The sequence below is a fragment of the Alcaligenes sp. SJTW-7 genome (assembly GCF_047716895.1).
GTDB lineage: Bacteria > Pseudomonadota > Gammaproteobacteria > Burkholderiales > Burkholderiaceae_B > Alcaligenes > Alcaligenes ammonioxydans.
Window position 1 is genome coordinate 31552 of record NZ_CP136682.1, and the last position, 11780, is coordinate 43331.

The 11780-nt window shown below is 59.9% G+C and carries 12 protein-coding genes; 9 read left to right on the plus strand and 3 right to left on the minus strand.

From position 1 onward, the window contains the following. Positions 1-37 precede the first annotated feature (37 nt). From RSQ48_RS00115 to RSQ48_RS00155, 9 genes are all read left to right on the plus strand, one after another. On the plus strand, positions 38-1195 hold the full coding sequence (locus RSQ48_RS00115; RefSeq protein WP_003800741.1) for an ABC transporter substrate-binding protein: 1158 nt from the start codon (positions 38-40) through the stop codon (positions 1193-1195). Positions 1196-1259: 64 nt separating this feature from the next. Then, on the plus strand, positions 1260-2120 hold the full coding sequence (locus RSQ48_RS00120; RefSeq protein ID WP_003800738.1) for a branched-chain amino acid ABC transporter permease: 861 nt from the start codon (positions 1260-1262) through the stop codon (positions 2118-2120). Continuing rightward, the gene (locus tag RSQ48_RS00125) at positions 2117-3097 is read left to right on the plus strand and encodes a branched-chain amino acid ABC transporter permease (RefSeq protein ID WP_131071112.1); all 981 of its coding nucleotides are present in this window, start codon (positions 2117-2119) and stop codon (positions 3095-3097) included. The genes RSQ48_RS00120 and RSQ48_RS00125 overlap by 4 nt, the downstream gene beginning before the upstream one ends. Further along, positions 3094-4701, plus strand: coding sequence for an ATP-binding cassette domain-containing protein (locus RSQ48_RS00130; RefSeq protein ID WP_415302020.1), 1608 nt, complete (start codon positions 3094-3096; stop codon positions 4699-4701). Before RSQ48_RS00125 ends, RSQ48_RS00130 begins: the two co-directional genes overlap by 4 nt. Further along, a complete protein-coding gene (locus tag RSQ48_RS00135; RefSeq protein WP_003800730.1) occupies positions 4694-6211 on the plus strand; it encodes a class I adenylate-forming enzyme family protein in 1518 nt (505 codons plus the stop codon). The genes RSQ48_RS00130 and RSQ48_RS00135 overlap by 8 nt, the downstream gene beginning before the upstream one ends. Next, a complete protein-coding gene (locus RSQ48_RS00140; RefSeq protein WP_003800728.1) occupies positions 6211-6582 on the plus strand; it encodes a hypothetical protein in 372 nt (123 codons plus the stop codon). Before RSQ48_RS00135 ends, RSQ48_RS00140 begins: the two co-directional genes overlap by 1 nt. Before the next feature lie 2 nt (positions 6583-6584). Then, positions 6585-7385: an alpha/beta fold hydrolase gene (locus tag RSQ48_RS00145; protein ID WP_003800726.1), complete on the plus strand. Its 801-nt coding sequence runs from the start codon at positions 6585-6587 to the stop codon at positions 7383-7385. A 12-nt stretch (positions 7386-7397) separates the two neighbouring features. Next, complete coding sequence (locus RSQ48_RS00150; RefSeq protein WP_059318421.1) at positions 7398-8165, plus strand: GntR family transcriptional regulator; 768 nt, start codon at positions 7398-7400, stop codon at positions 8163-8165. Positions 8166-8192: 27 nt separating this feature from the next. After that, entirely contained in the window at positions 8193-9023 is an 831-nt protein-coding gene (locus tag RSQ48_RS00155) for an enoyl-CoA hydratase/isomerase family protein (RefSeq protein WP_003800723.1), read from the plus strand. A gap of 228 nt (positions 9024-9251) precedes the next feature. On the opposite strand, the gene RSQ48_RS00160 is transcribed toward RSQ48_RS00155, so the two are convergent. Genes RSQ48_RS00160 through RSQ48_RS00170 form a run of 3 tightly spaced genes read right to left on the minus strand, consistent with a single transcriptional unit; the run spans position 9252 to position 11768 of the window. Further along, positions 9252-10007: a hypothetical protein gene (locus tag RSQ48_RS00160; RefSeq protein ID WP_003800720.1), complete on the minus strand. Its 756-nt coding sequence runs from the start codon at positions 10005-10007 to the stop codon at positions 9252-9254. Positions 10008-10024: 17 nt separating this feature from the next. Then, on the minus strand, positions 10025-10993 hold the full coding sequence (locus tag RSQ48_RS00165) for a Bug family tripartite tricarboxylate transporter substrate binding protein (protein WP_003800718.1): 969 nt from the start codon (positions 10991-10993) through the stop codon (positions 10025-10027). A gap of 46 nt (positions 10994-11039) precedes the next feature. Continuing rightward, complete coding sequence (locus RSQ48_RS00170; RefSeq protein ID WP_003800716.1) at positions 11040-11768, minus strand: GntR family transcriptional regulator; 729 nt, start codon at positions 11766-11768, stop codon at positions 11040-11042. Between the last annotated feature and the right edge of the window lie 12 nt (positions 11769-11780).

Genomic DNA, 11780 nt, shown 5'->3' on the forward strand with positions numbered 1-11780 from the left:
CAATAATTATGTCCGGTCAATTAATAGGAGCAGGTCCATGAAAAACGGGATTCGGAGTGTACTGGCGGTCGCAGGGATGGTGGCCGCGCTGGGCGCGCAGGCTCAAACGCTCAAGCTGGGTGTGGTGGGAGGCATGACGGGACCAGGCGCGCCCTGGGGACTGGCGATTGATGGAGGCGTGAAAATCGCCGTGGATGAAGTCAATCAGGCCGGTGGTCTGCAGGTGGGCGACAAGAAATACAAGGTTGAGGTGTTGACCTACGACGATCATTACAAGGCTGCCGATGCGGTCACGGCCACCAACCGTCTGATCGATCAGGACGAAGTGAAATACATCATCGGCCCGATTGGCTCGGCCTCGGTCATGGCCATGAAGCCCATTACCGAGCGCAACAAGGTCATCATGCTGTCCAACAGCTACTCGACCGAAGTGCTGGATGCAAACACAAAATATATGTTCCGCGTGCTGCCTACGCAGTATGAATACAACCGCCAGTTGATTGGCTGGCTGAAACAGGAACGTCCTGAGCTGAAACGTCTGGCGATTCTCTCGCCCAATGACGCCACCGGCTGGAGCACCCAGAAAATTCAGACGGCTGCTTATAAGGATGCCGGTTACGACGTAGCCGAGACCAAGTTCTTTGAGCGGTCGCAAAATGACTTTCGTACCTTGCTGACCAGCATTCTGGCCAAAAATGTGGACTTTATCGAACTGGATACGGTGCCCCCCGGCCCGGCCGGTATCGTGATTCGCCAGGCGCGAGAGATGGGATTCAAAGGCCAGTTCACCAAATTTGGTGGCAATAATGTGGCTGAAACCGTGAAGTCTGCCGGTGCTGACAACGCACAAGGCACGTTGGTCTATTTATCGGCTGATCCGTCCAGCGAGCCTTATCAGAAGCTGAGCCAGGCCTACGCCAAGATCCACAGCAACAGCATGGATGACTTTGCTTTCTACTTCTACGATGCCACCCGTCTGCTGTTCAAGGCCATCCAGGAAGCCGGCACGGTGGAGGATACCGATGCCGTGCGTGCCCGCATTGAGGCCAATACCAGCTATGACGGCATTCAGGGCGCCATTGTCTGGGGCGGCAAAGATGTTTACGGCGTGAACCACCAGATCGCGACCCCGGCCTATCTGGGCGTGATCGAGGATGGCAAGGCCAAGGTCATCAACAAGTTCGACGCCCGTTAAATATCGGGCTTGTCTCAGTTCGCACTGCGCCACGCGGGTGCAGTGCCCCTTGATACGGTTAGCAATGATGCAGATTGCAATGCAAATCGCCATCATCGCCCTGATGTCCACCTTTGTGTATGCCCTGGTAGCCCTGGGCTTCACATTGGTGTTTGGCATCTTGCGGGTGGTGAACTTCGCCCACGGCGAGTTCTACATGCTGGGCGCGTATGCCATGTATGTGTTTTACGGACAGTTTGGCTGGTCCTATCTGCCTTCTATCGCGGCCGCTGCCGTGCTGGTGGGATTCCTGGGTTTACTGGCTGAACGTGGCCTGTTCCGTCGCTTTGTGGGCGACGAGATGGGCGGCATGATCATGTCCCTGGCGTTGGCGATTACCTTGCAAGCCGGGATTTCGCTGCTGTTCTCGGTGGACGAGCAATCGGTACGCCGTCCGGTGGAAGGCGCCTGGCAGATCGGTCAGGCGTTTTTCGCCAAGGACCAGTTGTTGATCGTCGGCATGAGTGTGCTGGCGCTGGCGGCCTTTTACTTCTTGATTGAGCGCACCCGTATCGGCATGACCATACGTGCGGTGGCGCAGGACCGGGAAGTGGCGCGTCTGCAAGGCGTCAGCTCCTGGAAGATCATGGCCTTCACCTTTGCACTGAGCTGTGGCTTGGCGGGTGTGTCTGGCGCTCTGATGGCACCCGTCTATACCGTGCATCCCTATATGGGCGAAGCCGTAGTGGTGAAGGCTTTCATTATTGTGGTCCTGGGGGGCCTGGGCAGCTTGCCCGGTGCCGTGGTGGCCGCCTTGATTCTGAGCGTCACCGAGGCGGTGGCGTCTACCTTCTATAACGCGACCGTGGCCACCATGCTGTCCTTCCTGATCGTGATGGCTGTGTTGCTGGTCAAGCCCAGCGGCTTGATGGGGAAATCGTCATGAGCGCGATCAAGACAGTGTCTTTTTATCCGCGCGATGGCGTGTTGAACTGGGTTTGGCATGCCGTGGTGGTGACGGTGCTGCTGGGCTGGCCCGTGTGGGCCGGACAGCCTCGCTTTGCCCTGCATCTGGCCATCATGGTGTCCTTGTACGCCTGCCTGGCCATGAGCATGAATCTGGTGCTGCGCATCGGCCAGCTCTCGCTGGCGCATGGTGCCCTGTTCGGGCTGGGGGCGTATGCCTCGGCCATTTTGAGCCGGGATTATGGCTGGTCTTTTCCAGCCGCGTTTTTGGGCGCCGGAGTACTGACGGCAGCATTGGCTGTGATCACCGGCCCTATTTTTATGCGTATCAAGGGTGTGCATTTCGCACTCTTGACCTTCGCCCTGGGCGAAGCCGTGGTGCTGTGCTTTATCGAGTTCCACGAACTGTTTGGCGGCAATAACGGCTTTGGGCAGATTCCGCCTTTGCAGGACAGCCTGCCGATTCCCGAAGGGCGGTATGGCGTGTACCTGATGGTGGTCAGCTTTGCGCTGCTGGTGTATTTCGTGCTGCGGGCCTTGTACCGTCGCGAATGGGGCATGGTGGCCGACTCCTTGCACCAGAACGAACAACTGGTGCGCTCCGGAGGCTTGAATGTGCTGCGTTTCCGGGTCAGTGTGTTTGTTCTTAGCGCCCTGATTGCTGGCTGGACGGGCAGCTTGTACGCCCACTATCAAGGCTATATCTCGCCCGATTCCTTCGGTTTCTGGACAGCGGTGAACGCCGTCATCATGAATGTGCTCGGGGGTGTGGGGGCATTGGCCGGTGCGGTGATTGGCGCAGCCATCTTGATCCCCTTGCCGGAGTTGCTGCGCGACCTGCAGCAGTATCAACGCCTGATCTACGGCCTGACCTTGATTCTGCTGCTGTTGTTCATGCCGCAAGGACTGGCCGGACTGTGGAACAAGTGGCGCGGCGCGCGCAAGGAGGCCGCATGAGCGTGCAATTGAATGTCCAGGGCCTGAGCCGACATTTTGGTGGTATCCGTGCGGTCGATGAGGTGTCCTTTAGCACTGCTCCCGGTCAGATTACCGGGGTGATCGGTCCTAACGGAGCTGGCAAAACCACGCTGTTCAACCTGATCGCCGGTACGACCAAACCCAGTGCGGGTGTGGTCACCCTGGATGGTGCCGCCATTACGGGTCGTCCGGCTGCAGCCTTGGCGCGTCAGGGCGTGGTGCGCACGTTCCAGATGACGCATGTTTTTGCCGGTCATACGGTACTTGAAAACCTGTATCGCGCTGCCCTGTTCCGTCAGTTTCCCTCCCCCTGGTCGCTGTTCAACCCTTGGGGTGTGCGTCGTGGCCGCGAAGAGGCCGCGCGGCAGGCAGAACAGGCCTTGGCCTTGATTGGCCTGGAGTCTGTCGCCAATGAGCAGGCCGATTCACTGGCCTACGGTTTGCAGAAGATTTTGGGTGTGGGCATGGCCCTGACCGCCATGCCGCGCCTTCTTTTAATGGATGAGCCCGCTGCTGGCCTGAACCCGGTGGAAACCGTGGCCATGGCCGACCTGATCGAACGCATCCATGCCAGTGGCATTGATGTGGTGGTGGTTGAGCACGATATGGGCCTGGTGATGCGCCTGTGCCAAAAGCTGGTGGTGCTGGTTAACGGTCGTTTGCTGGCCGAAGGCCCGACCGCGCAAGTGCGTCAGGACCCGCGGGTGATTGAAGCCTATCTGGGTGCGGATCTGGACAAGGAGCCGGGGCTGGAGCCAGCCGTGGAGGCCCACGCGGCGCAAAACGGGACGGGACGCTCGGCTTCGGTCTCTACGGCTGGTCAGGGAGCGCCCAAGGTCAACAAGCCTGTGCCCATGCTGGAAATCAAGGACTTGAGTGTGTCCTATGGCGCGGTACGGGCCTTGGACAAGGTCAGTTTTGCAGTAGAAGAAGCCAGTGTGTGTGCCGTGATCGGAGCCAATGGTGCGGGCAAATCGACCTTGATGAAAGCCATTAGCGGCCTGGTGCCGGTGGCCGAAGGAGAAATCCGGCTCGAAGGCCAGCCCATTCAGGACTTAAGCGCGGAGCGCCGGGTGACTCTGGGCATTGCCTTGTCCCCCGAAGGTCGGCGGCTGTTCCCTGAATTGACGGTACGCGAGAACCTCTTGATGGGAGCCTATCTGCGCAAGGATCAGGCCGACATCACGGTGGATCTGGAGCGTATCTACGCCTATTTCCCGCGTCTGCTGGAACGGGAGCAAAGCCAGGGGCGCCACCTGTCTGGAGGTGAGCAACAGATGTGCGCGATTGGTCGCGCGTTGATGTCCCGACCGCGTTTGCTGTTGCTCGATGAGCCTTCCTTGGGCCTGGCGCCTGCCGTCACGCTGGAGGTGGCGCGCGCCATCCGCCAGATCAGCCAGGACGGCACCACGATTGTGCTGGTGGAGCAAAATGCCCGTCTGGCTCTGAAGCTGTCGCAACATGCCGTGGTGCTGGAAACCGGGCGTTTGAGCCTGTCCGGGCACAGCAGGGACATCATGAACAACCCACAGATTGCGGCGGCCTATCTGGGTCACGCCGGAGAGTCATCGCATCATGCCTAATATTTACCAGGTCGCCATGTTTAACGCCGAGCGCTACCCCGACAAGGTTGCGGTCTCGGACGATCGCCAGGCACTGTCCTTTGCCCAGTTCTGCGCCCGTGCGCGCGCCTTGTCGGCTTATCTGAACGGGCTGGGGGTGAAATCGGGGGACCGGGTGGCGATCATGACACCCAATTCCATCGACTATCTGGCCTTGCTGCATGCCACGGCGGTAGGCGGTTTTTCTCTGGTGCCGGTCAATACCCGTTATGGCGTTGCCGAGTTGCGCTACCTGCTGGATGATGCCCAGCCCACGGTGTGCATTGTGGACCCGGCCTACCGGCCCTTGCGTGAGCAGATCGAGTCTGCGGGTGGTTTGAGCCGTGCTGTACAGTGGCTGGAAAAACTGCCTGAGTCTTTGCCTGATCCCCGCGGGGACGACCCGGTGCAGTATCGCTTTGGTCGTGTGGATGATGAGGATGTGGCCATCATCATGTATACCTCGGGTACGACATCGGCCCCCAAGGGGGCGATGCTGACGCACGGCAATCTGTCGGCCAATGCCGTGAACTACATCATGGAGCTGGGCATTGATGCCACGAGCCGCTCGTTGCTGGCGACACCGCTGTTTCATATCGGGGGCTTCGGGGTCATCAATGGCCCGATCTTGTACGCAGGGGGCAGCTTGCATGTGGTGCCGCGCTTCGACGCCGATGCGGTGATGGATGCATTGCGTTTGTATCAGCCTACGCATGTGTTCTTGCTCTCTGCCATGTGGGTGGGACTTACCGATCATCCGGAATTCAAGGAGCTGTCCCTGCCCGCGGCCCGGTTTGTGCAGACTGCGGCTGCGCCTTTGGGCCAGTGGCGTCAGGACCTGATTCGCACCGTGTTTCCCAATGCCGAGTTCAGCTGGGGCTTTGGCATGACGGAAAGCTGTGTCACCACGATCAAGAATCGCTACACGCAGGAGATTCTGGAGCATCCCGGTTCCATCGGTTACCTGTGGCGGCATGTGCAATATCGACTGGTCGATGCAGACGGCAAGGTGCTGCCCGATCAGCGTGGCCCTGGCGAGATGCAGGTACGCGGCCCCACGGTTTTTAAAGGCTATTGGCGCCAGCCCGAGCTGACCGCTCAGGTGCTGGATGCCGAGGGATGGCTGCACACGGGCGATGTGATTCGTGTGGATGATGAAGGCTTTGCCTATTTCATGGGCCGCAGCAAAGATATGATCAAGACAGGCGGGGAAAATGTGGCCGCGCTGGAAGTGGAAAACTGTCTGGCCAGCCACACCGATGTGCGCGAGGCTGCTGCGTTTGGCCTGCCGCATGAATATTGGGGCGAGGAGCTGGTCGCGGCCATTGTGCCGGCCAAGGGGCGCGAACCGGATGTGGAAGCCTTGCGTGCGTTTTGCCGGGAAAAACTATCGGGCTTTAAAGTACCCAAACGCATCTTTATTGTGGATTCCCTGCCTCAGTCCTCGTCGGGCAAAGTGCAGAAGTTCCTTCTTCGACAAAGGTATGTCTGATGCTGACTTCGTTATCTCTGTTTGATCCTGCGGTGCTGGCTGCCTGGGCGCAACGCGCCAGCGCCGATGAGTTTGTACGGCAGCACAGCGTTTTGGCCGATGTGTGTGTGGCGCTGCGCAATACTGACACCGGCGAGCACATTTGGCTGGCCGTGTCAGAACAGGGGGTGCAGGCAGGCACAGGGCCGCGTGAGGTGCCGTTCTGGCTGGAAGGTGATCGTGCCGCCTTTGCGGATCTGGCCCAGGGCTTTCCATTTAACCGCTTGGTGCGTCAGCACCGATTGGTTGTGGGAGGCGATTTGCGTGCCTGCGTGCAGAACTGGATGTTGTTGTATGCCTTGACCCGTCTGACGGGCGAGCTGGAGGTCTGAGCATGCCTTATGTGACAACCGCGGACGGTATCCGTGCCTATTACGATCTGGCCGGTTCCGGTCCGGCCTTGGTGATGGTGCATGGCGCCAGCCAGGACAGTCTGTCCTGGCAATATGTGCTGGAGCACTTTGCGCCCTTTTACACGGTGTATGCGCTGGATTTGCCCGGCCATGGCAAAAGCGGCATGCCGGCTGGCGGGCCGCATACCGCGACTCCCCAGAACGCGCAGTATCTGCTGCAGTTCCTGGAGGCGGCGGGTATCCGGAATCCGGTCTTGATGGGCCATTCCATGGGCGGGGGCGTTGTCGCCCAGGCCGCTGCCATGGCGCCCGAGCGGATTCGTGGTCTGGTGCTGGTCGATGGCGCGTCAGTCAATGTAGTGAAGTCCTCCGGCTATAACCCGCGCATTCTGGAGATGGCGCGCATCAACCCGGGCGACTGGTTTGAAGTGACCTTCCGAACCCTGATGGGCACCCTGTCCGACCCGACGCGTGCGCTCGAAGTGGTGACGGATGCCCGACGTTGCATTCCGGCGGTGGCCTTTGCGGATATCTGCGCGTTTGGCGGCTTTCGGATGGAGCAGATTTTGAGCGATATTCGCTGCCCGGTGGTGATTGTGGAAGGCAGCGAGGACTGGTCCGTGCCACCAGAGTCCGCCCGAGAGGTTGAACGCTTGCTGCGAGAAGGCAAAGTTCCGGTGGAATATATAGAATGGCCGGGCATCGGGCATTTTCCCCAAAGTGAATGTCCGGAGCAGTTCACCCGCGACACCTTGGCTGCGATGCGCCGCCTGTCTCTTTAAACTGAAAACCGTATGGCAAACAACGAATCCCAGTCCAGTGCCAAGCCAACCCTGTATCAGAACATGAGCGATCGCTTGTTGGAGCTGATCCGTTCGGGGCATTACCCGGTCGGCTCCAAGCTGCCTACCGAGATGGAGCTGTGCGAGATGTACGGGGTCGGTCGGCACACGGCGCGTGAAGCCATACGCAAGCTGACCGATCTGGGTTTGATCGAGCGGCGTCGCCGTGCCGGTACCACCGTGATACGCCAGCATCCCAAGCCGCAGTTCGGCCTGGCGCTAGATACCACGGATCAGTTGCAACGCTATCTGGAATTTACCGATCTGCACGTGCATAAAAAGGCGGCGGGTGTGGACAAGCAGCCGCCGGAGACCGCGCTGGACGGTGAACCGTCCGATTGGGTGAAGGTGGAGACCTATCGCAGCGTGCCGGGCAGCAAGCGCGGTATTTCCTGGACAGATATCTATCTGCGCAAGGAATACCAGGCGGTGGCGGATCTGATTTCCACCCAACCCGGGGGTGTCTATCCGCTGCTGGAGGAGCACTGTGGCGAAGTGGTGGAAACCATCGAGATGGAAATTTCCGCCTCGCGCTTTCCCCCGCATGTCGCCCGCTTTCTGGGTTACGAAGATGCGGACCCCGCCTTGCTGATTATCCGTACCTTCCGCAATCAGGCGGGCAAGGTCATGGAAGTGGCGGTCAGCTTTTACCCGCCTTATGAATTCCGCTACGTCACACGCCTGTCGCGCAGTGACGGAAGCCACCGCTCGCAGAGCTGATTTTTCCGTACCTTTGGGGAGACATTCATGAAACGCAAATATGGCCGCAGTGTGACGGTCAAGGTGACGGGCGACCACGCACTGGTGCGCTTTGATCGCGGCGTGAACCGCAACGCGATCGATCAGGACACCTTGCTGGCCTTGACGCAGGTGGCGCAGGATCTGGCCTTGTCGCTGGAGATTCACACGGTGGTGCTGACGGGGGCCAAGGATATTTTCTCGGCTGGAATCGATCTGAAGGACCCGCAAAAGTGGAATGACGAACAGGCCGGTTTGCTGGAGCGTCGGGATGTGGCCCAGCGGGGCGCGCGTCTGTGCCGCCTGTGGGAAGAGCTGCCGCAGCTGACTATTGCCGCCATTGAAGGCGCGGCGGTGGGAGGCTCGGTCGCCCTGGCGCTGGCTTGCGACTGGCGTGTGGCCTCGCAAGCGTCATTTCTGTATTTGCCCGAGGCCAAGGTGGGGCTGAATATGGGCTGGGGTGCCATTCCGCGCATGGTGAACATGCTGGGAGCGGCCCGTACCAAACGAGCCATCTTGCTGGCCGAACGTTTCGGTGCTGAACAGGCGCTGGAATGGGGCTTGCTGGATGAAGTCTGCGAACCCGGTCAGGCCGTGGCAGTGGCGCAGTCTTTAGCCAAGCGGGCTTCGGAGTCGCCTGCGGCGATTATTCGCATGACCAAGGAATCGGTGAATCAGGTCGCCAATGCGTTGAATCGCTTGGGCATTTATATGGATGCCGATCAGGCGCTGGTATGCCGTGACAGCGTAGAGGGAGTCCAGGCGCGTGCGGGTTTTTTGTCGCCGGGCCGCCCCAAGACAACAAGCTCCTCCTCGGCGGGCAGCACACCGAAGGCGTAGCGTGGGGGCTTTTCGTGTCTATGCACGATGAGCAATTCAAGCTGGATGTGGCTTAGCCTGGGTTACCGCGACGCTGGGAGGCCGGAACCGCCTTTTGCGTTGCGTGGACACCGAACCGGTCACGTCCGACTGTGGGGTGGCACACGCTACGTGGTTGTGGTGTCCAACCATAGCGTCTTATGTGCCCCTTCCCGCGGGTGCGGACAAGGGGCTGTCCATATCGTGGTATCAGGCGGTTTGACGCGTTTGTGCCAGTCGTCCCATCCCCTGTGGGAATAAATCCAGGCCAGCTGTCGCCACCAGATCCCAGAAGCCAGCGGGGGAACTGGACACGACGGTGACGCCCAGTTTGTCCTCGACCTGACGCACGGCTTCCAGCGAGACCAGACCACCGCAAGACAGCAGTAGACCTTGTGCCTGACCGGGAGCCTGCTTTTGGGCGATGTCCCATGTTTTCAGGCACAGATCGACCAGCTCTTGCGTGCTGATTTGCGACATGGCGGTGACGTCATTGACGCCCAAACCATACGCGCACACGGCCTGAATCTGGTTCTGGGCCAGAAAGCGGACCAGACGCTGGTTCACGTCATCAATATAAGAAGACGCGACCGCAACCCGTTCGATGCCGCTGACACGCAGGCCGCGCAAAATGGCGTGGCTCATGGTCGAGCATGGCAGACCGGTGGATTCGCGCAGGCGTGCCACCAGTTCCTCGTTAAAGTCCGAGCCGCGGTAAAAGCTCAGTGAGGTCCCCATCAAGGACACGGCCTGGGCTCCCCGAGCGGCCAGCTTTTGAGCGGCGTCGACGACCTGGTCAATAACCTGGTCATAGCCTTCCTTGTCCACGGAACTGAGCGCCAGGCCTTGGGCGATGAAGTCAATTTCCGGGTACATTTCCGGGCCTTCCGGAGGCACCAGACCGGCGGCTGGTGGCACGATCAGGCCAAGTACGGGGCGCTGGGCGCCAGAGTTGTCAGTCGTCATAACAGTAGCTGCTTGGTTCATTGTTTAAAGTCGAGCTGGGCACTTTCGATGACTTTGGCCCAGCGTTGTGTTTCTTCACCCAGCCATTGTTCGGTGGCTTGGGCATCTTGATAGCCGGCAACGGAGCCTTGGGCCAGGAACGCGTCCTGCACCTGTTGTTGCTGCATGCTGTTTTCCAGGGCTTTGCTGACCGTGGCGATAAAGGCCGGGTCCACGTTCTGGGGTGCCAGCATGAACAGCGACGGCGTCACGCTATAGCCGGCGATGGTTTCCGAGACGCTGGGCAGCTCGGGCATGCCGGGAAAGCGGCGCTCGGACAAGGTGGCCAGCAGACGGATACGGCCAGACTTGGCCAGGCCGATCGAAGAGGCCAGGCTGGCAAAGGACATGGAGACTTCGCCGGCAGCCAGTGCCTGACTGGCCGGGGCGCCACCGCGATATGGGACATGCACCAGTTCTGTCTGGGTTTTCAAGGCGAACAGCTCGCCACCCAGGTGGTGTACCGAGCCCACGCCCACCGAGGCAAAGGTTTCGGTTTGAGGGGGAGATTTGCGGATGGCTTCGACCAGTTCGGCCACGTTCTTGACGGGGCTGTCGCCGGGGACTGCCAAAGCCAGATCGGACTGACCGACCATGCCGATCGGGGCAAAGTCGCGCTGCAGGTCGTAGCGCAAAGCCGGGTAGATATAAGGTGCGACCAGCAAAGAGGTGTCTGCAAACAGCAGCGTATTGCCGTCGGCTTGGGATTTGGACACATAGTCGGCAGAAATTGTGCCGCCTGCGCCGGATTTGTTCTCCACAATGACGGTGCGGTCCAGTTCTTTGCTCAGCGCCTGGGCGGTTACCCGCGCCAGGGTATCGACGCCGCCGCCGGGGGCAAAGCCCACGACCAGACGAATGGGCTCGGCAGCGTGTAAGGCGGCCACAGGGCTGAATGTCAGGACGAGCGCAGCCAGCGCCCGCCGTGTGAAACGGCTTGCAAACATGAGAAAGTCTCCTCGGTATGAGTGGTTGTTTTTAGCTAGTTATGAATTAGTGCCGCATATAAAATCCGGCCAAGGGATTGAGCTGGGCATTGAGCCAGCTGTAGCGCTCGCGCTTGTCGAACTCCCATTTTTCGGGATGGGCTTGGGCGACACGGCGCAGGGATTCAGCACCGGACAGCACATGGCTGGCCGCGGCCTGCATGGCGCTGGGGCCATCGCGCAGGGCCAGTGCCTGGGTCAGTGCCTGATGCTCATGCCAGGACTGTTCCATGCGATTTTCCTGATCCAGATGACGATGACGATAGGGATTGGTCAAACGGCGCAGATGTTCAATCTGCTGCACCATGAAGGAGTTGCCGGCAATGCTGTGAACCAGGGCATGCAGTTCGGCGTTATAGGCGGCGTAATCGCCCAGACTCTTGTCCTGCAAGGCCTTGGCGCCCCGCTTTTGCAAACGCTCCAGCTCACGAATCTGGGCATTGCTGATCCGGTAGGCGGCCAGTTGGGTACAGGCACCTTCGAGCAAAGCCAGGGTTTCCAGCATTTCTTCCAGTTCCTCAATGGTGTGCTGGGTGACAAAAATACCGGCACGCGGGGCGATGCGCACTTGACCGGTGGCGGCCAGTTGCAGCAAGGCCTCACGCACCGGCGTGCGTGACACCCGAAAGAAGGTGCAGAGCAAGGACTCGTCAATGGCGCTGCCCGGCGGCAGATCACCGCTGGCAATGCGGTGCTCCAGTTCGATTCGTACCCGGTCGGTATTGCTGAGCGTCATGGCTGTCTCCCA